Annotated in this window: 19 protein-coding genes and 1 tRNA gene; 10 read left to right on the forward strand and 10 right to left on the reverse strand. The window is 62.9% G+C overall.

Annotated elements, in window-relative coordinates:
• Window positions 1-99 precede the first annotated feature (99 nt).
• The gene (locus tag F3H96_RS26820; protein WP_244620164.1) at window positions 100-1,065 is read left to right on the forward strand and encodes an SAM-dependent methyltransferase; all 966 of its coding nucleotides are present in this window, start codon (window positions 100-102) and stop codon (window positions 1,063-1,065) included.
• A gap of 6 nt (window positions 1,066-1,071) precedes the next feature.
• Here F3H96_RS26820 and blaOXA read toward each other — a convergent pair whose 3' ends face one another.
• Both blaOXA and yidD read right to left on the reverse strand, forming a co-directional pair.
• The gene (gene blaOXA, locus F3H96_RS26825; protein ID WP_149804681.1) at window positions 1,072-1,884 is read right to left on the reverse strand and encodes a class D beta-lactamase; all 813 of its coding nucleotides are present in this window, start codon (window positions 1,882-1,884) and stop codon (window positions 1,072-1,074) included.
• 141 nt (window positions 1,885-2,025) lie between these two features.
• Complete coding sequence (gene yidD, locus F3H96_RS26830) at window positions 2,026-2,400, reverse strand: membrane protein insertion efficiency factor YidD (protein ID WP_149804682.1); 375 nt, start codon at window positions 2,398-2,400, stop codon at window positions 2,026-2,028.
• Between the two features lie 324 nt (window positions 2,401-2,724).
• Here yidD and F3H96_RS26840 point away from each other — a divergent pair, with 324 nt between their 5' ends.
• Window positions 2,725-3,630 (forward strand): LysR substrate-binding domain-containing protein, encoded by a 906-nt coding sequence (locus tag F3H96_RS26840; protein ID WP_149804684.1) that lies wholly within the window; start codon window positions 2,725-2,727, stop codon window positions 3,628-3,630.
• Between the two features lie 9 nt (window positions 3,631-3,639).
• Here F3H96_RS26840 and F3H96_RS26845 read toward each other — a convergent pair whose 3' ends face one another.
• Window positions 3,640-4,086 carry an iron-sulfur cluster assembly scaffold protein gene (locus tag F3H96_RS26845; RefSeq protein WP_149804685.1) on the reverse strand — a complete coding sequence of 149 codons (447 nt, stop codon included), beginning with the start codon at window positions 4,084-4,086 and terminating at the stop codon, window positions 3,640-3,642.
• Window positions 4,087-4,321: 235 nt separating this feature from the next.
• On the opposite strand from F3H96_RS26845, the gene folE reads away from it, so the two are divergent.
• The 3 genes from folE (at window position 4,322) to F3H96_RS26860 (ending at window position 6,503) form a co-directional block, all read left to right on the forward strand.
• Window positions 4,322-4,954 (forward strand): GTP cyclohydrolase I FolE, encoded by a 633-nt coding sequence (gene folE / locus F3H96_RS26850; RefSeq protein WP_149804686.1) that lies wholly within the window; start codon window positions 4,322-4,324, stop codon window positions 4,952-4,954.
• Window positions 4,955-4,994: 40 nt separating this feature from the next.
• The gene (hisI, locus tag F3H96_RS26855; RefSeq protein ID WP_149804687.1) at window positions 4,995-5,453 is read left to right on the forward strand and encodes a phosphoribosyl-AMP cyclohydrolase; all 459 of its coding nucleotides are present in this window, start codon (window positions 4,995-4,997) and stop codon (window positions 5,451-5,453) included.
• Window positions 5,454-5,537: 84 nt separating this feature from the next.
• The gene (locus F3H96_RS26860) at window positions 5,538-6,503 is read left to right on the forward strand and encodes a patatin family protein (protein WP_149804688.1); all 966 of its coding nucleotides are present in this window, start codon (window positions 5,538-5,540) and stop codon (window positions 6,501-6,503) included.
• A gap of 120 nt (window positions 6,504-6,623) precedes the next feature.
• Here the strand turns inward: F3H96_RS26860 and recJ are convergent, their stop codons facing one another.
• The 5 genes from recJ to F3H96_RS26885 form a co-directional block, all read right to left on the reverse strand.
• Entirely contained in the window at window positions 6,624-8,408 is a 1,785-nt protein-coding gene (gene recJ, locus F3H96_RS26865) for a single-stranded-DNA-specific exonuclease RecJ (RefSeq protein WP_149804689.1), read from the reverse strand.
• Between the two features lie 97 nt (window positions 8,409-8,505).
• Complete coding sequence (gene glpX / locus F3H96_RS26870) at window positions 8,506-9,489, reverse strand: class II fructose-bisphosphatase (RefSeq protein WP_149804690.1); 984 nt, start codon at window positions 9,487-9,489, stop codon at window positions 8,506-8,508.
• Window positions 9,490-9,684: 195 nt separating this feature from the next.
• Window positions 9,685-10,998: a homoserine dehydrogenase gene (locus F3H96_RS26875; protein ID WP_149804691.1), complete on the reverse strand. Its 1,314-nt coding sequence runs from the start codon at window positions 10,996-10,998 to the stop codon at window positions 9,685-9,687.
• A gap of 56 nt (window positions 10,999-11,054) precedes the next feature.
• Window positions 11,055-12,272 carry an LL-diaminopimelate aminotransferase gene (locus tag F3H96_RS26880; protein WP_149804692.1) on the reverse strand — a complete coding sequence of 406 codons (1,218 nt, stop codon included), beginning with the start codon at window positions 12,270-12,272 and terminating at the stop codon, window positions 11,055-11,057.
• Between the two features lie 40 nt (window positions 12,273-12,312).
• A complete protein-coding gene (locus tag F3H96_RS26885) occupies window positions 12,313-12,666 on the reverse strand; it encodes a hypothetical protein (RefSeq protein ID WP_244620165.1) in 354 nt (117 codons plus the stop codon).
• A gap of 151 nt (window positions 12,667-12,817) precedes the next feature.
• Between F3H96_RS26885 and phaC the strand changes: the two genes are divergently transcribed.
• From phaC to F3H96_RS26905, 4 genes are all read left to right on the forward strand, one after another.
• The gene (gene phaC, locus F3H96_RS26890) at window positions 12,818-14,653 is read left to right on the forward strand and encodes a class I poly(R)-hydroxyalkanoic acid synthase (protein WP_149804693.1); all 1,836 of its coding nucleotides are present in this window, start codon (window positions 12,818-12,820) and stop codon (window positions 14,651-14,653) included.
• A 326-nt stretch (window positions 14,654-14,979) separates the two neighbouring features.
• Window positions 14,980-16,143: a YcbK family protein gene (locus tag F3H96_RS26895; RefSeq protein WP_188131549.1), complete on the forward strand. Its 1,164-nt coding sequence runs from the start codon at window positions 14,980-14,982 to the stop codon at window positions 16,141-16,143.
• Window positions 16,144-16,616: 473 nt separating this feature from the next.
• Window positions 16,617-16,691 (forward strand) — tRNA-Glu (locus F3H96_RS26900).
• A 77-nt stretch (window positions 16,692-16,768) separates the two neighbouring features.
• Window positions 16,769-16,906, forward strand: coding sequence for a hypothetical protein (locus F3H96_RS26905; protein WP_348530094.1), 138 nt, complete (start codon window positions 16,769-16,771; stop codon window positions 16,904-16,906).
• Between the two features lie 669 nt (window positions 16,907-17,575).
• Here the strand turns inward: F3H96_RS26905 and F3H96_RS26910 are convergent.
• Complete coding sequence (locus F3H96_RS26910; RefSeq protein ID WP_149804695.1) at window positions 17,576-17,950, reverse strand: hypothetical protein; 375 nt, start codon at window positions 17,948-17,950, stop codon at window positions 17,576-17,578.
• A gap of 508 nt (window positions 17,951-18,458) precedes the next feature.
• On the reverse strand, window positions 18,459-18,740 hold the full coding sequence (locus F3H96_RS26915; protein WP_149804696.1) for a hypothetical protein: 282 nt from the start codon (window positions 18,738-18,740) through the stop codon (window positions 18,459-18,461).
• A 251-nt stretch (window positions 18,741-18,991) separates the two neighbouring features.
• Between F3H96_RS26915 and F3H96_RS26920 the strand changes: the two genes are divergently transcribed.
• On the forward strand, window positions 18,992-19,300 hold the full coding sequence (locus tag F3H96_RS26920; protein WP_149804697.1) for a hypothetical protein: 309 nt from the start codon (window positions 18,992-18,994) through the stop codon (window positions 19,298-19,300).
• Window positions 19,301-19,970 lie beyond the last annotated feature (670 nt).

Here is a 19,970-nt window from a genome sequence, read left to right on the forward strand (position 1 = left end):
CTATCCAGTCCCGCAAACGAGCGCGGGTGGTTAAATGCATGTCGCAGGAATGCGCTGGAGCATGCAGAGGGTTAGCCGGAGGCGCCGTTTATATGGACGATGCCGGCGCGCGCGGTTTTAGAGGCAGCGTGGCGTCAGGTAAAGAGCAGCCCGTCAGGAAATGTCGCCAGCGACGTCGCAAGCCGGTCGCCAAGGCTTGCGAAGAATGGCGGGACAGATTTGGATTGTGCGATGGAAGATGCATCACCCAGCCGAACCGCCCTGCGCGTCGCGCGCTTGCGCGCGTTGCACCAGTTTTCGCCACAAGCCGCTCTGTTTCGCGATCCCTATGCGAGCGCAATTCTGGGCGATGCCGCGCCCGGCGTGCAGGAACTCCAGCAGGAAGACGAGCATAGCCGTCGCATGCGCCTGTTCGTGGCCGCGCGCGCCCGCCTCGCCGAGGACTGGCTGGCTGCGGCGGTGCGGCGTGGCATCCGCCAGGTCGGGGTGCTCGGCGCCGGCCTCGACACGTTTTCGCTGTGCAATCGATATCCCGGCGTCACGGTGTTCGAGGTCGATCATCCGGCGACACAGGCCTGGAAACGCCAGCGCATGGCCGAGGCCGGTCTGGCCGAACCGCCCGGCACAATCTTCGTGCCGGTCAATTTCGAGAGGCAGCGCTTGGCCGAAGAACTGGCCGCCGCGGGCCTGAAAGCGACCGAATCGGGTTTCTTCATGTGGCTGGGCGTCGTGCCTTATCTGACGCAGGATGCGATCTTCGCCACGCTGTCCTATATTGCCGGCATTCCGGGCTCCGAGGTGGTGTTCGACTACAGCGAACCGGCCGAGAACCGCGACGGCGTGGGACAGGCCGCGCTTGCCTTCTATGCGGCGCGCGTCGCAGCCATCGGCGAGCCCTGGATCAGCTTCTTCGTTCCCGATGAATTGGCGAAGTCGCTCACCAACCTCGGCTTCGACGAAATCGAGGATCTCGAAAGTGGCGAGATCGCCCCCCGCTTTGCCAGGTCCCCCGGCACCCGAAGCAATTCCGGCGGCCACGTCCTGCGCGCCCGCCGCAGCGCCTGAGAGAAGTTACTTCACCAGTTGCGGCAGGTCCTTCAGGAACCCCGCCCGCGTTGCGAGGCCCTTCGGCCTGTCGGTACGCTTGGCATCCATGATCAGCCGGGCAAAGACGATGCGGCGGCCATTCTTCTCGGCCCAGCCGACGAACCAGCCGAGCGAGCGCTTGCCGTCGGCGCCGAGCCTGGTGCTGCCCGTCTTGCCTTGTACCGTCCAATCCCCTGCCGCGAAGGTCGGAAGGATCGTCTTGGTCATCTCATGCGCCTTCGCCGAGACAGGCATCTTCCCGGCAAGCAGTTCACGCAGGAAGGCGGTCTGCTCGACCGGCGATATCGCAAGCGATGAATTTATCCAGGACTGCGTCAGCCCATTGTCCTTGCCGGCATCGCCCGAGACATCCTTGTTGCCATAACCGAATTTCGAGACATAGCCGGCAAACTTTTCAGTGCCGAGTCGCCGCGTGATCTCCCGCGAGTACCAGACGATGGAATCGCGTTCCCATATCGTCGGATCGACGGTCTTCCGGTCGCGCTTTGCCGCGTTGAATTCCGGCTTGTAGTCCCAGCTTGGCGTGTGCTGGTCGCTCAGGATGCCGGCATCGTAGCCGATCAGCGCCAGGGGCACCTTGAACGTCGAGGCCGGGCTGACACGCTTGTCGCAGACGCCGTCCTGGAAAAGCGTGGCGCCACTGACCTGATCCTGGATCAGCGTGCAGTGGATGTCCTCGAGCGGCGCCGATTGCGCCCGCACCGGCAGGCCCAGCATCCAGGCCAGAAGGAAAAGGACGACGGCAAAAATGAAGGGATAGCGGTCGAACTGGCGCATGGCGAAGTCACTCCTGAACGGGATTACAGGCAGCGGCTTAGCGAGGCGACTTGTCTCGATTTTGTCTCAAATTCGCAGTGTTTATGCAGCTTCGCGTTAACCCTAACGGATCGTAAAAATTCGATCGTGATCGCGCGGCGATCAGATCTCGGATTGGCCGTTCTTCTTGCCGATCCGCCAGTAGCGCCAGGGCGTGAACCAGACATAGCGTGCGGCAAGCGTCTCCGGCACGCGGTCGATACCATGCGTTCCGAACGGACCGCAGCGCGAGACCCGGAACAGCGCCATCCAGCCGCCGGCCCACAGGCCATGCCGGGCGATCGCCTCATGCGCATATTCGGAACAGGTCGGCAGGTGCCGGCAACTGTTGCCGATGAAGCCGGAGAGCGTCAGTTGATAAAGGCGCACCAGCGACGTGCCGAGCACGCGGCCCGGCGTTTTGCGCCAAGGCCCCGGCCAGTTGCGTCCGCGCTGGACCGGACGGACGCCATGTGTATGCCCAGAACGGTCGCCCATCTGTCTCCACAGCCTGTTTCACTGCGCGATAGATGTGGGCTTCCGGTGCCGAACGCAATGCTTTTTACCCTCAGGGCCTGGAGCGCCGAATGGGATGTCTGTCGGTAAGCGGGACATGGTGGCAGGAAGCATCTCGATGCCCATGGCAACCACCGCCTTTCGAGGCCCCGCCGTGCCACTGAAAGGTGGCGATCCGCATGACGTCGTTCAAAATGGCCAGGAACTGGTTCATGGCAGTGCTCCTTTGAGCACCGATTACACTGCCGCTGGCCTTCGTCTTCAAACGAGTATAAATTCCACTTCGGATAACTTGAGGTTATGCGAATGAAGCGAGGACGGCTGCCGCTCACGGCGCTCAGGAGCTTCGAGACGGCCGGCCGGCATTTGAGCTTCAGCCGGGCGGCAGAGGAGCTTTATGTCTCCCAGGCCGCGATCAGCCGCCAGATCCGCGAGCTCGAGACCTTCTTGCGCCGGCCGCTGTTTCTGCGCCTCCACCGGCGCGTCGAACTGACGGATGCGGGGCATCGGCTCCTCGACCGATTGGTCAGAAGCTTCGACGACATCGACCGGGTGCTTTCGGAGCTTACGACCTCGCCGGCGCAATCGGTGGTCCGCGTGAGCGTCGAACCATCGCTTGCCGCGGTATGGCTGGTTCCGCGGCTCAATCGCTTTCGTCAGTTGCGACCCGACATCGACGTGTCGCTCGAGGTCGATCCGCGGCCGATCGAGTTCCGCAGCGATCAGCCCGAGATCGCCTTGCGTTTCAGCGCGCGCGCCACGTCGTGGCCTCGCAGCGAGGCCGAGCGCTTGGCCTCGACTGTCGATTCTCCGGTTCTGTCGCCGGCGCTGCTGGCATCGGGCCCTCCCTTGGAAAAGCCGATCGACCTTCGCCATTACACCCTGCTGCATGAGGAAAACCGCCAAGGCTGGGCGCGCTGGTTCCAGGCCGCAGGCGTGCCCGCCGACGCGATACCCCCGCGGGGCCCGATGCTGGCCGACATCTCGCTTTCGAAGCAGGCCGCGCTGCTCGGCCACGGCGTAGCGCTCGGCGATCTCTTGCAGGTCGGCGAAGAACTCGCGTCGGGCACCTTGATCAAGCCGTTCGATATCGATGTCGCTTCCGGCGCCTATTGGCTCGTGGCCCGTAGCTTGCGGGATCTGCCGGAACCCTCCAGGGCGTTCGCCGACTGGGTCCGAAGCGAATTCGCCTTGACCAGGGGAGCGGCCTAACCGCTATCCCTAAGCCGCCTGTCCGGCGCGCTTCTTCTCGATCTGGCCGATCGCATCGACCACGGCGTCGAAGGTCAGCATGGTCGAGGCATGGCGCGCCTTGTAGTCGCGCACCGGCTCCAGATATTTCAAATCGGCGAAACGACCTTCCGGCGGCGCGCCGTTCTCCTTGAGCATCTTCAGCATGGTCTCGCGCACGGCGCGCAACTCGTCGGCGCGGGCACCGACCACATGCTGGGCCATGATTGACGACGAGGCCTGGCCGAGCGCGCAGGCCTTCACGTCGTGGGCGAAATCGGTCACCACGTCGCCGTCCATCTTGAGGTCGACGATCACCGTCGAGCCGCACAATTTGGAATGCGCCCTGGCCGTCGCGTCGGCATCGTGGAGCCGGCCGATCCGCCCTATATTTCCCGCGAAACCGAGAATTTTCGCATTGTAGACATCGTCGATCATATTTTTCCAATCTGTCGCCGCCCAGCGAACAGGCTTTGCCGCTCTCGCGTCTTCCTTTCGCTCTGCTCAACCATATATAATGGTGGCAGTCGGGCATCGACAAGGCAATCACATGCCGCCGTGCGAGCCCATATGTTCACGCCGCTTGCGGGATGGAAATGGGCGATTTTCACCCAAAAGGTCGTGGTCCGTTCAACTCGTCCCACCTTTGAGTGGGGCTACGGGAGACGCCTTTATGGATGCCGTCATCAAGAAAATCATGCCCCCGTCCGAGTATTTGGAAAAGCCGGTCACCGACCGGCCGAGCGAAGCCGAGGTCGAGGCCGCCGTGCGCACGCTTTTACGCTGGACAGGCGATAATCCGGACCGCGAAGGCCTGATCGACACGCCAAAGCGTGTCACCAAAGCCTTCCGCGAAATGTTCAACGGCTATGACATGTGCCCGGCCGACGAGCTTGGCCGCACCTTCGAGGAGGTGGCCGGCTATGACGACCTCGTCATCGTCAAGGACATCAAATTCCATTCGCATTGCGAGCACCACATGGTGCCGATCATCGGCAGGGCGCATGTCGGCTATCTGCCGGACGGCAAGGTCGTCGGCCTGTCGAAGATCGCGCGTGTCGTCGACATCTTCGCCCACCGCCTGCAGACGCAGGAAGCGATGACTGCGCAGATCGCCGGCGTCATCCAGGACGTGCTTAATCCGCGCGGTGTCGCCGTCATGCTCGAAGCCGAGCATATGTGCATGGCCATGCGCGGTATTCGCAAGCAGGACTCGACGACGCTGACCTCGACCTTCACCGGCGTCTTCAAGGATACCCCCGAAGAGCAGGTTCGCTTCGTCACCATGGTGCGCGCCGGCGGCTGATTTGCCGGCCGTCGCCGGCCCAGACACATAAGGACCGGCGATGTCGGCGATGAAATTCCCCGAAGCCCTGTCAGACAAGAAAGCGCTGGAGGAAGGCACCGTTCTTTCTCCGCGCTTCGACGCCGCGGGCCTCGTCACCGTCGTCGTCACCGATGCCGGCGACGGCATGCTGTTGATGGTCGCGCATATGAATGCCGAGGCGCTGGCGCTAACGCTGGAGACCGGCATTGCCCACTATTGGTCGCGCTCGCGCAACGCGCTGTGGAAGAAGGGCGAGACCTCGGGCAATTTCCAACACGTCGTCGAGATGCGCACGGATTGTGACCAGGACGCGATATGGTTGCGCGTCAAAGTATTGGGCCACGACGCAACTTGTCACACGGGACGGCGTTCCTGTTTTTATCGGACGGTGGGACTGAACGACGGCAAGGCGACGCTTGCCGACGACGGCAGCAAGCCGCTGTTCGATACGCAAGAGACGTATCGGAAGCCGGTGTGAACCATTCAATATTCACAAAACACCCACATTCACCATTCTCAAATATCCTTGCGATAGAAGGGATATGGGACAAGGGAGATCATGATGCTCGAATGGGCGTCATTGCGCAGCAGACCTGATGTTCGGGAGGCCAACGGCCCAGCATCCTCCGGCGGCTCGTCAGACCCGAACCCCGGCGGCAGAGCCGGGATCTCACTGGCGCTAGGCGGCGGTTGCGCCAGGGGCTGGGCCCATATCGGCGTGCTGCGCGCTCTGGACGAGGCCGGCATCGAAGTGTCTATGATCGCCGGCACCTCGATCGGCGCGCTGGTCGGCGGCTGCTATCTTGCCGGCAAGCTCGACGAACTGGAGGACTTCGCCAGAAGCCTGACCAAGCGGCGCATCTTCGGCCTTCTCGATCTCAATCTACGCGGCAGCGGCCTGTTCGGCGGCATGAGGCTCGATCAGCGCCTGCGCGAGCACCTCGACGGCGCCCGCTTCGAAGACCTGTCGAAACCCTTCGTCGCCGTCGCTTCCGAAATCCGCACCGGCCACGAAATCTGGCTGTCGAGCGGCTCTCTCGTCACCGCCATGCGCGCCTCCTACGCGCTGCCGGGCGTCTTCGAGCCGGTGGCCTGCAATGGCCGCGTGCTCGTCGACGGCGCGCTGGTCAATCCGGTGCCGGTCTCGGTCTGCCGTGCCTACGAGCAGCCGCTCGTCGTGGCGGTCAACCTGCATTACGACCTGTTCGGACGCGCTGCCGTCATCAAGCACAGCGCCGGCGAACTGGTTGTCGAGAACGACGCACCGCGCCCCGGCCACCCCAATCCGCAGTCGCACCAGACGCGCCTCGGCATCACCGGCGTGATGGTGGAGGCCTTCAACATCATCCAGGACCGGATTTCACGCGCCAGGCTCGCCGGCGATCCGCCGGATATGTCGCTGCAGCCGAAACTCAGTCATATCGGCCTGACGGAATTCCACCGCGCCGACGAGGCGATCAGCATCGGCTACCAGGCGACGATGTCGCAGATCGGCGAATTGACCCGGCTGCAGTCCGTTCTCGTGTGAACTTCCCGGATCGCCATTAGAGCGATTGCAGGAAAAGTGCGCAGCGCGCCTTTCCGTCCGGAATCGCGTAAAAACAAATAGTTAGAGCAGTTCGGCGATTCAGTGAACCACTGACCTGCTCTAGGCCAGCGCGGCATCGCTGATGCGGAACTGCACCGTGCGGTTGCCGTTCCAGTAATTGCCCGACAGCGAGCCGGCGATATGCACGGTCTTGCCCCTGTTCCTGAACAGGAATTCGCCAAGCGCCGTGTCGACGGCACGGAACGCGATGGCCTGGATATTGCCGCCGCTTTGCGATTGCAGGTCCACTCGAATGTGATTGGTGCCGATCGCACGCGCGTCGGTCAGCCGGTGGCGCGGCAGCACGAACACCGGCGCGATGTGCCCGGCGCCGAACGGCCCGGCTTTCTCCAGCGCATCGAGCAGCGAGATCGTGGCACCTTCGGCGGCAAGCGCGCCGTCGATCGCCAGGCTTTCCTCATTGTGCAGCCGGGACACGTCTGCCGCGGCGCGCTCCTCGAAAAAGGCGCGCAATTCGCCGAGCCTGGCGCGCTCGACGGTGATGCCCGCGGCCATCGCGTGGCCGCCGCCCTTGACGATCAGCCCGGCATCGGCCGCCTCGCGCACCAGCCGGCCGAGATCGAACCCGGTTACCGAGCGCCCGGAGCCCGTGCCGATGCCGGTCGAATTGAAGGCGATGGCAAAGGCCGGCCGGCGGGCATGGTCCTTGAGCCGCGAAGCGATCAGCCCGACGATGCCCGGATGCCAGGTGTTGCTGGCGGTGACGATGACGGCGGGACCATTGCCGCCGGCAAGCTCCGCATCGGCCTCGGCGCGCGCCTGCGCGAGCATCTCCTGCTCCATCTGCTGCCGTTCCTGGTTCAGCCGGTCGAGCGTCTCGGCAATGCTTGCCGCCTCGACGGGATCGTCGGTGGCTAAAAGCCGGCTGCCGAGCGCGGCATCGCCGATGCGCCCGCCGGCATTGATGCGCGGGCCGATCAGGAAGGAGAGATGGAAGGTGTTGATCGGCTCGCCGATGCGCGAGACCCGCGCCAACGCCGCCAGCCCCTCATTCTTCTGCTGGCGCGTCACCTGCAGCCCCTTGACCACGAAGGCGCGGTTGACGCCGGTCAGCGGTACCACGTCGCAGACAGTCGCCAGCGCGACGAGATCGAGTAGCGAAAGCAGGTCTGGCGGCGCGGCATTCGGTAGTCGTTCGCGCAGCACCTTCGCCGTCTGCACCAGGCAGAGGAACACGACGCCGGCGGCGCACAGATGCCCCTGCCCCGACAGGTCATCCTCGCGATTGGGATTGACCACCGCGTCGGCCGCCGGCAGCGCTCCGCCGACCTGGTGATGGTCGAGCACCACGACATCGGCGCCGGCTTGCTTGGCCGCCTCGATCGAGGTCGCGCTGTTGGTGCCACAGTCCACGGTCACGATCAGCTTCGCGCCGCGCGCAATCAACTCCCGCATCGCTTCCGGATTGGGTCCGTAGCCTTCGAAAATGCGGTCCGGAATGTAGATTTCGCACGGCACCGAAAAATGCGTGAGAAAGCGCTTGATGAGCGCCGAGGAGGCCGCGCCGTCGACGTCGTAATCGCCGAAGATCGCCACCTTTTCCTGGGCGACGATCGCATCGCTGAGCCTCGCCGCCGCCTTCTCCATATCGGTCAGCGATGCCGGATTTGGCAAAAGCTCGCGAATGGTCGGGTCGAGGAAGCGCTCGGTCTGTTCCACGCCGACGCCGCGCCCGGCAAGCACGCGCGCCACGATATCGGGTACGCCGTGGCCCTGCGCTATGGCCAAAGCGGCCATGTCCTGCCGCTCGGTCAGCCGGTGTTCCCAGGAAACACCGGTCGCCGACTGCCTGACATCGAGGAAGAACCGTTTCTCGCCCGTCATGCGACGCGCCGTCTGCACATCATCCTTGCGCAGATATCAACATGCGAGGTCCAGGGCAATTCCAGGAAAAGGCCGAAACGGGCCAAACGGGGCGAAATCAGAACTTATCCAGATCCTGGTGGCGCGCCTTGATCTCGCGCACCGTGCGCGAGGACGAACGCAGCACGATCGTGTGGGTGGTGACGAAGGTGCGGCCGAACCTCACCCCGTCGAGCAGATTGCCGTCGGTGACGCCGGTTGCGGCAAACAGCACGTCGCCGCGCGCCATGTCCTGTGCGCGATAGACCCGCTTCGGATCGGAAATGCCCATCTTTTCGGCCCGCGCCGCCTTCTCGGGCGTGTCGAGGATCAGCCGGCCCTGCATCTGTCCGCCGGTACAGCGAAGTGCAGCCGCCGCCAGCACGCCTTCCGGCGCGCCGCCGGTGCCGAGATAGATGTCGATGCCGGTCTCGTCCGGATCGGTGGTGTGGATTACGCCGGCGACATCGCCGTCGCCGATCAGCCGGATGGCGGCGCCCGTGGTGCGCACGGCGTCGATCAGCTTGGCGTGACGCGGCCGGTCGAGGATGCAGGCGGTGATGTCGGAAACGGCCACGCCCTTGGCCTTGGCGAGATTGGCAAGGTTCTCGGCCGGCGAAGCGTCGATGTCGATCAGGCCTTCCGGATAACCCGGGCCGATGGCGATCTTGTCCATGTAGACGTCGGGCGCGAACAGCAGGCTGCCCTTTTCCGCGATCGCGATGACGGCAAGCGCATTGGGCAGGTTCTTGGCGCAGATCGTCGTGCCCTCGAGCGGATCGAGCGCGATGTCGACGGCCGGGCCTTTGCCGGTGCCGACCTCCTCGCCGATATAGAGCATCGGCGCCTCGTCGCGCTCGCCCTCGCCGATCACCACGGTGCCCTTGATGGCCAGCCGGTTGAGTTCCTGGCGCATCGCGTCGACCGCCACCTGGTCGGCGGCTTTCTCGTCGCCGCGCCCGCGCAGTCTTGCCGCCGCGACGGCCGCCCGCTCGGTCACGCGCACGACTTCCATGGTAAGGATCCGGTCGAGGCCGGCGGCGATGTTCTGGGCCATGTTCATGGATAGGCTTTCCTCGTTGACTGTTTGCTGCGAGCAATTCCCGGAAAACTGTTTAACGGTTTTCGTCCGGAATTGATCCGCCTCCCGCCAGAGGCGCGTTTCTTCTGGCAAAGCTCCGTGACAACGGCAAGACTTGCCCCGTCAATTTTTGAAATCGCAGCAAAATCAATCGATTGAAGACGGAATCGGTATCGCTTATTCCGCCCGCTCGATGCGGATCACCTGCGGCTTGTCGGTCAGGTGACCGTCCTTGGTGATGCCTTCGACAGCCTTGCGCACCGCCGCTTCCGTCGTCTCATGGGTGACGAGGATCACTGTCTTCTGCGCCTGTGTTTCGGCGCCGGCCGCCTGCTGCACGATCGATTCCAGAGAGATGTCGTTGTCGGCCATGCGCTTGGCGATGGCGGCGAAGACACCGGTGCGGTCATGCACGGTAAGACGGATGAAGTAGCCGCCGGCATGGCTGCGCATCCGCGCCTTCTTGTAAGGCCTCAGTTCCTTTGCCGGCCAGCCGAACACCGGAGCGTGCTGGAACCCAGGCCGGCTCTTGGCGATGTCGGCAATGTCGCCGATCACCGCCGACGCGGTGGCGTTGCCGCCGGCGCCCGGGCCGGAAAGCAGAAGCTCGCCCAGAATGTCGGTCTCAATCGCCACCGCGTTGATGACGCCATGCACCTGCGCGATGACCGAAGCCGTCGGCACCATCGTCGGATGGACGCGCTGCTCAATGCCGCTGTCGGTGCGCTGCGCGACGCCGAGCAGCTTGATGCGGTAGCCGAGATCGCCGGCCGCGCGGATGTCGGCCTGGGTGATGTTGGAGATGCCTTCCATGTAGATGTCGTTGGCGGCGATCCTGGTGCCGAAGGCAAGGCTGGTCAGGATCGACAATTTGTGCGCCGTGTCGTGGCCCTCGATGTCGAAGGTCGGATCAGCTTCGGCATAGCCGAGCCGCTGCGCGTCCTTCAGGCAGGCGTCAAAGGAGATGCCTTCGGCTTCCATCCGGGTCAGGATGTAGTTGCAGGTACCGTTGAGGATGCCGAAGACACGCGTCACCGCGTTGCCCGCCATCGCCTCGCGCATCGTCTTGATGACCGGGATGCCGCCGGCCACCGCCGCCTCGTAGTTGAGCAGCACGCCCTTCTTCTCGGCGATCTCGGCCAGCTGCACGCCGTGCTTGGCAAGCAGCGCCTTGTTGGCGGTGACGACATGGCGCCCGGCCTCGAGCCCCGCCTTCACCGACAGCCGCGCCGGCCCCTCGTCGCCGCCGATCAGCTCGACGAAGACATCGATGTCGGCCTTTTCAGCCATCTTGACCGGATCGTCGAACCATTTCGCGGCGCTCAGATCGATGCCGCGGTCGCGCTTCGGGTCGCGGGCCGAGACGGCCGTTACGACGATGTCGCGGCCGCATTGGCGGGTAAGCTCGGCCGCCTTGTCGCGCAGCACGCGCGCCACCGAGGCGCCAACGGTGCCGAGGCCGGCAATTCCAACACGCAACGCTTCAGCCATGTCCGGCGACGCCCCTCAACTAGCGAAAAATGTCAGGTGTAAAATGTCAGGCAGACTCAACGGCGAGCGGCGAGTGGCACCACATTGTTGGGTTGCTTGGCGGTCGAGGCCAGGAAGCGCTTGATGTTGCGCGCCGCCTGGCGGATCCGGTGCTCGTTCTCGACCAGCGCCAAGCGCACATAGTCGTCGCCATGCTCGCCGAAACCGACGCCCGGCGCCACCGCGACATCCGCATGCTCGATCAGCAGCTTGGAGAATTCGAGCGAGCCGAGATGGCGGAACTGCTCCGGGATGGGCGCCCAGGCGAACATCGAAGCCGCAGGTGCGGGGATCGTCCAGCCGGCGCGGCCGAAGGAATCGACCATCACGTCGCGCCGCTTGTGGTAGACCTCGCGCACCTCCTCGATGTCGGCGCCGTCCCCGTTCAGCGCATGCGCCGCCGCAACCTGGATCGGCGTGAAGGCCCCATAGTCGAGGTAGGACTTCACCCGCGTCAGCGCCGAAATCAGCCGCTCGTTGCCGACCGCGAAGCCCATGCGCCAGCCGGGCATGGAAAAGGTCTTCGACATCGAGGTGAATTCGACGCAGACATCGATTGCGCCCGGCACCTGCAGCACCGAAGGCGGCGGATTGCCGTCGAAATAGATCTCGGAATAGGCAAGATCCGACAGGATGATGATGTCGTTCTTCTTCGCGAAGGCGACCACATCCTTGTAGAAGTCGAGCGAGGCGACAAGCGCCGTCGGGTTCGACGGATAGTTGAGGATCAGCGCCAGCGGCTTCGGGATCGAGTGGCGGATGCCGCGCTCGACCGCCGGAATGAAGCGGTCATCGGGCTCGACCTGCAGCGAGCGGATGACGCCGCCCGACATGATGAAGCCGAAGGCATGGATCGGATAGGTTGGATTGGGGCACAGGATCACGTCGCCGGGCGCCGTAATTGCCTGCGCCATGTTAGCGAAGCCTTCTTTCGAGCCCAGGGTCGCGACCACCTGGGTGTCGGGGTTGAGCTTCACGCCGAAACGGCGCTGGTAATAGTTCGCCTGGGCGCGGCGCAGGCCCGGAATGCCGCGCGAGGACGAATAGCGATGGGTGCGCGGATCGCGCACCACTTCGCACAATTTGTCGACAATGGCCTTCGGCGTCGGCAGGTCTGGATTGCCCATGCCAAGGTCGATGATGTCGGCGCCGCGCGAGCGGGCGCTGGCCTTCAGCCGGTTGACCTGCTCGAACACGTAAGGCGGAAGCCGGCGGACCTTGTGAAATTCTTCCATTTCAGTTCCAGACCATCAGGGTTAGGCGCGCGATATAGACCTAATTGCAGTTAGGGTCGAGGGTCGGGTCGCATTTGCCCTCGATCTGCTTGAGCGTATCGCCGCCATGCGTCCTGGCGAGCGTGTTGAGCGCCGCCGAATTCGCCGGTGCTTTGGCGCCGCCGCCCTTGGCAAGCTGCGCCTGTTGCTCGGCCTTGAGCTGGGCGAGGTTAGCCGCGGTCTCCTCCTTGGTGAGCTGCTTGGCGGCCACCTGCGGCGGGACGTTGAGGTTCGGATAGGAGCCGGTGTCCTTCGGACCCTCGGTCAAGGCCGTCGGCGCCGCGCTGTTCGTGCCGGTGCTGGTGCAGCCGCCGGCGGATAGCAGCGCGCCGGCCAGCCCCGCCACGACCGCCATGCGGCAAATCCAACCCGCGCCTAGAAAAAAAGTCCCGCCGACATTAATCGTCATATTGTTTTCCTGGCAGCCGGGTTAGAGCGAATTGGACCCGGTCAGATGTCCCATGGTAATATGTCAAGAAAACGCTCCGGGAGGAACCCCGCGAACCATGTCCAAACCTGACGATTCGGACAAAGCGGAAAATGGCGGACCTTCGGCCATCGAGCAATATCTCGTGAAGGATCCCGAGCGCTTCGCCTTGAACATGGCGCGCATGGTCGAGCAGGCCGGCAAGGCGGCTTCCGCCTGGGCCGAGCCGCGCGAGAAAGGTGAAGTGCGCGATCATGTCGCCGAACCGGTCGTCGACATGGTCAAGACCTTCTCCAAGCTCTCAGAATACTGGCTGGGCGATCCGCAGCGCGCCCTGGAAGCGCAGACGCGACTCTTCGCCGGCTATATGACGGTCTGGGCGAACGCCATCCAGAAGGTCACGCCCAACGCCGAAAAGCCCGACGATGCGGTCCAGCCGGAGCGTGGCGACAAGCGCTTCCAGGATCCCGAATGGGGCCGCAACGCCTTTTTTGACTTCCTGAAGCAGGCCTATCTCGTCACCTCGCGCTGGGCAAACGAGCTTGTGGAGCACGCCGAGGGCCTCGACGAGCACACCCGCCACAAGGCGAGCTTCTACGTCAAGCAGGTGTCCAACGCGATCGCGCCGTCGAACTTCATCCTGACCAATCCGGAACTGTTCCGCGAGACCGTGGCCTCCAATGGCGAGAATCTGGTGCGCGGCATGAAGATGCTGGCCGAGGACATCGCCGCCGGCCGCGGCGACCTGAAGCTGCGCCAGGCGGACTACTCGCCCTTCGAAATCGGCAAGAACATCGCGACGACGCCAGGCAAGGTCATCGGCCGCAGCGATGTCGCCGAGATCATCCAATACGATCCGGCGACGGAGACGGTGCTGAAGCGGCCACTGCTGATCTGCCCGCCATGGATCAACAAGTTTTATATCCTCGACCTCAACCCGCAAAAATCCTTTATCCGCTGGGCGATCGAGCAGGGCCATACCGTCTTCGTCATCTCCTGGATCAACCCGGACGAACGCCACGGCGCCAAGGGTTGGGAGGCTTATATCCGCGAAGGCCTGCAGTACGGTCTCGACATGGTGGAGAAGGCGACCGATGAAAAGGAGGTCAACGCCATCGGCTACTGCGTCGGCGGCACGCTGCTCGGCGCGGCGCTCGCGTTGTTGGCGCAGGAGGGCGACCATCGCATCAAATCGGCCACCTTCTTCACCACGCAGGTCGACTTCACCCATGCCGGCGATCTCAAGGTGTTCGTCGACGAAGACCAGGTCGCCGCCGTCGAACGCTCGATGAACGAGAAAGGCTATCTCGACGGCACCAAGATGGCGACCGCCTTCAACATGCTGCGCTCGGGCGACCTGATCTGGCCTTATGTCGTCAACAACTACATGCGCGGCAAGGAGCCCCTGCCCTTCGACCTGCTCTACTGGAATTCCGATTCCACGCGCATGGCGGCGGCCAATCACTCCTTCTATCTGCGCAATTGCTATCTCGAGAACAATCTCTCGCGCGGCGTGATGGAGCTCGCCGGGCGCGTCGTCTCGCTGGCCGACATCACCATCCCTGTCTACAACCTGGCCACGAAAGAGGACCACATCGCGCCGGCGCTCTCGGTGTTCCTGGGATCGCAGTTTTTCGGCGGCGATGTCGAATATGTGATGGCGGGATCCGGCCATATCGCCGGCGTCGTCAATCCGCCAGCCGCCAAGAAATATCAGTACTGGACCGGCGGCAAGCCGGTGGGCGACTTCAACGCCTGGCTTGCCAATGCGCACGAGCACCCAGGCTCCTGGTGGACGCACTGGCAGCACTGGATCGAGAACCAGGACAACATCCGCGTACCCGCCCGCAAACCTGGCAAGCATATGAAAACTTTGGGAGATGCGCCGGGCACCTATGTCAAGGTGCGTGTGTAACGGATTGTAATGTCTGGTGAGTTGACGGGCCGCCAAAACAGGGCGAAATGGTTGCGTCAATCGTTTCACGGCCTCAAATCACCTGCCGAAGCAGAATAATTCCGAGGCTTGCAGATTCGACACATGTCCCGTTTCCGGTTGGGAACAGGAGGGTTATCGCGGCGCGGTTCTGGAGTGGCGCAGCGGTGACGAACCGACCGGATATCGAGGGGGAATTTATTTTGAAATCAGCAGGTTGGCGTCTTGCACGAGGGGAAAGTCGCAGCATTGCGGCAGCACTTTTCTCCGTGCTTCTGGCCTCCTGCACGTCGACCGGGGACCCGACCATGTCGGTCGTCTCCCCCGCCTACAATTCAACCGCCAGCGAAATGAGCGCGACATCCAGCGCCAAGACCGCAACTGTGGCCGATTCGACGATTCAGGCAGCATCAGCCACCCCGGAGTCGGCATCGACCGTGATGAGCGAAGGCGACGCGCCTTTGCCTGAAAAGGTCGCCTACCTGCCGGAGACGCGGCCGCAAGCCGCCTTCCCTGCCGTGGCCGTGCCCGCTGGCGCCGCCACCATTGCCAGCAACACACCGCAACCGCTGGTTCAGCCGACGCAGACAGCGGAACAGACGCAGGCCGTCGCTCAGCAAGCCGCTGCCGGCGATGCCGCCGCGGTCGCGTCAAAGGCTCAGGCGACCATGCAAGCCATGAGCAGCGGCGTCTACGTAACGGCGGCCGAGCCGGCGCAGCCGCAGATCGCCGCGCCGAAGAAGGGCCTGTTCGCCTCGCTGTTCAGCACCACGCCGGCTTCCGCCGCGCCCGCCCCGCTGGTCAACAACGCGCGCTCCGACAACCAGCCCGCCGTGCAGGCCAGGACCACGCCGCCGCCAGCCAAGCCGATCGTGACGCTGGCTTCGGCGACACCGGCTGAAAAGCCGGTGCAACTGGCCTCGATCGACGATCCGAGCAATCACATCACCGGCGCCGACGCCCTGCCCGGCGTGCGCCAGACTGCCCTCTTCGAGATCAAGCGCAAGTCCGGCATCGACGACGAGAGCGACGTCGACCTCAACGAGGATGAGGGCGGCGGTTCCTATCAGGTGGCATCGGCCGCCGGCATGGCCAGGCTCGCGCCGAACGGCCTTTTGAAACAGAACGAAAGCGTCGACGTCGCCTGCCTCAAGCCGTCGCTGGTGCGGGTGCTGAAGACGATCGAGGGCCATTTCGGCCGCAAGATGATTGTCACCTCCGGCTACCGCGATCCGTCCCGCAACCGGCGCGCCAACGGCGCCAAGAATTCGCTGCACATGTACTGCGCCGCCGCCGACATCCAGGTGCCCGGCGTGTCGAAGTGGGAACTGGCGAACTACGTCCGCACAATGCCCGGTCGCGGCGGCGTCGGCACCTACTGCCATACCGAATCCGTCCATGTCGATGTCGGCCCCGAGCGCGACTGGAACTGGCGCTGCCGCCGGCGCAGCGGCGGCGGTGAGGACGGCTGATACGTTCGGCTTGGTCTCGTGGGCATCGCAGGTTTGACCGGCTGAAAGCCGATCACCGCCGACTCCGACATTAGTTTCAATACGCCATCACAGACGTTGGCGATTGGCCGAAGCCGTCCGAACTTCGTCATCCACGGGCGGAGCGGGAGCGAAGCGGACGCGTAGACCCAAGGATCCATTCCGTGACCTTGACCGTGGAGTGCAGCGGCGCAGGTTCTGCACCGTTGCGGAACGTCAGCATCACGGAATGGATTCTATGGTCTGTGCGCGCCGCTGCGCTCCTTGCTCCGCCATAATGACGACCGCGCGATTCCAGCCAACCTCCAAGGATACGCGGTCAGACGTGACCCGGAGGCAGCGTCCGCCGCTCGCCGAAAGTGCGGCTTTTGCCGCCTTTGAAAAAAGTTGTCGCATCTGGCGCTGGATGGGTTGCCGGTTACCGACAACGCAATTATAAGCCGCTTCGTCTGAGCGCGCCCATCGTCTAGCGGTTAGGACACCGCCCTTTCACGGCGGTAACAGGGGTTCGATTCCCCTTGGGCGTACCAGACTTTTCAAGTACTTAGCTCGTTTTCTGGCCTATACGTCGAATATGCGGCGAATAAACGTTAGCGGACGTAGGCAAATGAAAAAGCCCGCCACCGAAGCAGCGGGCCAAAACGCCACCACGCTTGCGCGCCTCCAGGAGACGCTGATCGCGGCCGGCGTCGAGTTCATCCCCGAGAACGGCGGCGGTGCTGGGGTGAGGCTTCGGAAGAAGTGACGCTGCAGATCGCGGAAGCCGCCGATCCCGATAGCGCTGGCAAGACCGTCTCTCACTGGACTCTCACTCGCAATGGAAGCATTCTCCCTTCGGGGAGAGAGGGGCGCGTGGGCAAAGACCAGGGACTTCAACGCGGCAACCAAGCTGCTCGCTGGCGAAGACAACAGCGAGCTTTGGCCGCCCCGCGCGTGGCAGTTCCGGTTTACACGCCTAAGGACTATCCTCTTATCCGAGAGCTTCCTGGCGCCGACGATATGCCCGCGACCTGGAAAGAGTGGGCCGTGCTTTTCGAGGCAACACAGAAAAAGCGAATGAATGTGCGTCCGTATGTCTTCGACAACGTTCGCATCAGACCTGACCTACTCAAAGCATGGCTGGACGCCAATTCGCTTTCAGCATCGGAGCGTTCGAGACAACTCTACGCTCAGGAACTCCACGATGCGCGAAAAGCTCGACGAAAAGCGTTGGAACAGGAGAGGCTTGCCCGAGAAGCATCTGAGCGAATGGCAGCGAATAGACCGCCACCCCCAGACCCACCAGACTATCCGCCATGGGTGGACAAAGTGGTAGACTTCATGCGTTCCTTGATCAGCTTTCGAAGGTAGCCCCCGTCCAATCGGCATGACTTCAAGAGCCTTCGCCAGCGCGCGTTTCCGCTGGGCCGCCCTCCTACACCGCCGAAACGTCCGGCGCGCGCCTGCGCTTGCCTGTGCGCTCAATGGCGGCAAGCGTTCTGCTTTGGGCGGCAATGCGGATTCGGTCCAGCGCTTCCTGCCGCCCACGCTCCCGCTCGAGGCGGTAAACCTCCGGCAGCGGTTGCCAATCGGCAGGCTTCGCCTTCATGCACCACTTCTCGCCGCGGAAGCCCCAAAGGATGATTCCGACCAGCTCGGATCCCGAAAATGCACAGGAGCAATTGAGCTTCGCAAAGTGAAGCACCCGCGCATCCCACCAAATCTTGTCGATTTCGAATTCGCCGCCAGTGCCTCGTTCCCACTTCGTCCAGCCGCGGCCAGGCCGTTTGATAAGCTCGTGATCCTGCAAAGGGCACCTCATCGCTGAAAAGGTAGTCGCGGATTTTGCATAAGTCACGGCTTATGGGCAAGGGCAGTGTCCTGGCGCGGTCCCTACAAGAAGTGCGCCGCGTAAGCTGGAACTTGGTGCATACGGCGGCGTTCCCCCTCAACAGGGATGGAAGCCTGCAAATGACCGACGATCCCGATAAGAAAGAGAGAGACGCAGCCGTCGAGCGACTGAGAGCGGAAACCGGCATCACAGAGCAACAGGCTCTCGACCTAGTTACGCTACTTGGTACAAGTAATTGGCCTTCTCTCGTTCGCGAGGCGCAGGCTATGAAAAGCCGGCCTCAAGATTCAAACTGAGACACTCCGATTGCTGACGACATTCACCGCGAAACCGGTGGAACGTAATGAACCGTGATATTCATGCGGCCTCGCTAATGTAACCTTCGCTCCAGCCGACTCTCCGCACCGAGTCGGTTAGGCCCGGCGGTTCAACCCCTACGCCCCCCAACGCGGAACTGTCGGGCCGCCTACGGGCAAGGCGTCCAGCGCTTGCGCTTCTCTGGTGTCAGAGCGTGATTGGTGAACTGCAGGTTCCGATCGTCGCGGCCGGCGGCGCGACACTCATGGCAATAGATGATCTTGAGCAAATCCCAATGCATGCAGGGCTGATCCGGGCCGAACCGGCGCGCCAACTCGGCAATGTCCAGTGTCGCCCTCCGCTTACACGTGAGGCAGTAGACTGAAAGGCCTGTGCCGGCTTCGAGCTTCTTGCCGAGCGTGTTTTCGGTAAAGGGATATTTGTTCGACATTGGCGATCCTCGTGATGGGGTCGCCGCACCGGGGAGGATTATATTCCTTATCTCCAAGCCGCTGGCAATTGCTAAAATTGAAGCCCGCTGCCAGGCGTAGCAGCGGGCCCCTGAAAAGCCGGACACAAGGATTTTGGGATGATCGATCCGGCCGGTACTTTTAACGAGAGACTCGATTTTTTTGTTCCCGCGCCGTTTGCATATATTAGCATCCGCTTGACGATGCCTTTCGCCGCCCCAGAGTCACCGATATGGCGAAGGGCAGCATCAAGATCGGCGACGAGGTCGCCATCACCGCGACCGTGCGACGGCGCGTCACCGAAGACAGGATCAGCATCTCGATCCCGTCCTATGGCTTCCCTCATTCGATCATCGACAAAATCTCGAAGGTGAAGCGAGGCCAGCCGATCGAGATCATCGGCGACGTCACCCGGATCGACGAGGCCAAGGTGACAATCAATCTGGGCGTTCCTGTCACGGTTGATAAGGACAAGGTCCGGCTGGTGACGCCCTACGTCCCGCCGAAGCGCAAGGGGCCGCTGGTGGACAAAGCAACATGACCAAGCTGTCTGATCTCGGCCCGCCCATCGTTGGCAAAAGGCACGGCAATGAGCCATCTGATGAACGCGACCATTTCCACAAATGCGGCGCCTGCGGGCAGATGATCGACTTGCGTGACCTTCGCCAAGTCATCTGGCACGAGAAGCCTGGCCACGAGCCCCTCGAATTGGACGCCTAACTGTCTCGTTTCGAGACCCGAACCCTGGCACCGGTGTCGATTGTCCATCCCCGGCATCGGCAGCGAGCTATCGAGCTAGGCTCCGCCATCTCTACCCTCTGGACGCCGGTCTGCGGTTAGTGTCACCGGCAAAGCCCAGACCGGACGGCTGGAGGTCAAGATGGAACATTAGGAGAGGCTAATTGTTTATTCTCTCCAAACGGGAGGAGTTTCAATGCACGGTCTCTGGAGACAAGTCGCAGATCATCGGGCAGAACCTGATGTTGCCGGTCGCAAAGCGAACGATCGCACCGACCAAAAGCCTTACCCCAAGGTGAGCGACCTGCTCGCGGCTCGCATTATCATTAGGGAGTTCGAGGCCGACTGGTATGGGCGGAGAGAAGACGCCTTATCGACAGGGGTCCTATAGCCCGCGTACCATTTATCATTCATTCATAATAACAGCAGATTCTCATGAGCTGGCATGCTCATGCCCTGAACGCAACATCAGT

The organism is Mesorhizobium sp. NFR06 (assembly GCF_900115245.1).
Taxonomy (GTDB): Bacteria; Pseudomonadota; Alphaproteobacteria; order Rhizobiales; family Rhizobiaceae; genus Mesorhizobium.

Bases quoted from the DNA above. Each gene is read 5' to 3' on its own strand.
- F3H96_RS26820 (WP_244620164.1), top strand. From the start codon at position 100: ATGCCGGCGCGCGCGGTTTTAGAGGCAGCGTGGCGTCAGGTAAAGAGC.
- blaOXA (WP_149804681.1), bottom strand. From the start codon at position 1,884: ATGCGCCAGTTCGACCGCTATCCCTTCATTTTTGCCGTCGTCCTTTTC.
- yidD (WP_149804682.1), bottom strand. From the start codon at position 2,400: ATGGGCGACCGTTCTGGGCATACACATGGCGTCCGTCCGGTCCAGCGC.
- F3H96_RS26840 (WP_149804684.1), top strand. From the start codon at position 2,725: ATGAAGCGAGGACGGCTGCCGCTCACGGCGCTCAGGAGCTTCGAGACG.
- F3H96_RS26845 (WP_149804685.1), bottom strand. From the start codon at position 4,086: ATGATCGACGATGTCTACAATGCGAAAATTCTCGGTTTCGCGGGAAAT.
- folE (WP_149804686.1), top strand. From the start codon at position 4,322: ATGGATGCCGTCATCAAGAAAATCATGCCCCCGTCCGAGTATTTGGAA.
- hisI (WP_149804687.1), top strand. From the start codon at position 4,995: ATGTCGGCGATGAAATTCCCCGAAGCCCTGTCAGACAAGAAAGCGCTG.
- F3H96_RS26860 (WP_149804688.1), top strand. From the start codon at position 5,538: ATGCTCGAATGGGCGTCATTGCGCAGCAGACCTGATGTTCGGGAGGCC.
- recJ (WP_149804689.1), bottom strand. From the start codon at position 8,408: ATGACGGGCGAGAAACGGTTCTTCCTCGATGTCAGGCAGTCGGCGACC.
- glpX (WP_149804690.1), bottom strand. From the start codon at position 9,489: ATGAACATGGCCCAGAACATCGCCGCCGGCCTCGACCGGATCCTTACC.
- F3H96_RS26875 (WP_149804691.1), bottom strand. From the start codon at position 10,998: ATGGCTGAAGCGTTGCGTGTTGGAATTGCCGGCCTCGGCACCGTTGGC.
- F3H96_RS26880 (WP_149804692.1), bottom strand. From the start codon at position 12,272: ATGGAAGAATTTCACAAGGTCCGCCGGCTTCCGCCTTACGTGTTCGAG.
- F3H96_RS26885 (WP_244620165.1), bottom strand. From the start codon at position 12,666: ATGGCGGTCGTGGCGGGGCTGGCCGGCGCGCTGCTATCCGCCGGCGGC.
- phaC (WP_149804693.1), top strand. From the start codon at position 12,818: ATGTCCAAACCTGACGATTCGGACAAAGCGGAAAATGGCGGACCTTCG.
- F3H96_RS26895 (WP_188131549.1), top strand. From the start codon at position 14,980: ATGTCGGTCGTCTCCCCCGCCTACAATTCAACCGCCAGCGAAATGAGC.
- F3H96_RS26905 (WP_348530094.1), top strand. From the start codon at position 16,769: ATGAAAAAGCCCGCCACCGAAGCAGCGGGCCAAAACGCCACCACGCTT.
- F3H96_RS26915 (WP_149804696.1), bottom strand. From the start codon at position 18,740: ATGTCGAACAAATATCCCTTTACCGAAAACACGCTCGGCAAGAAGCTC.
- F3H96_RS26920 (WP_149804697.1), top strand. From the start codon at position 18,992: ATGGCGAAGGGCAGCATCAAGATCGGCGACGAGGTCGCCATCACCGCG.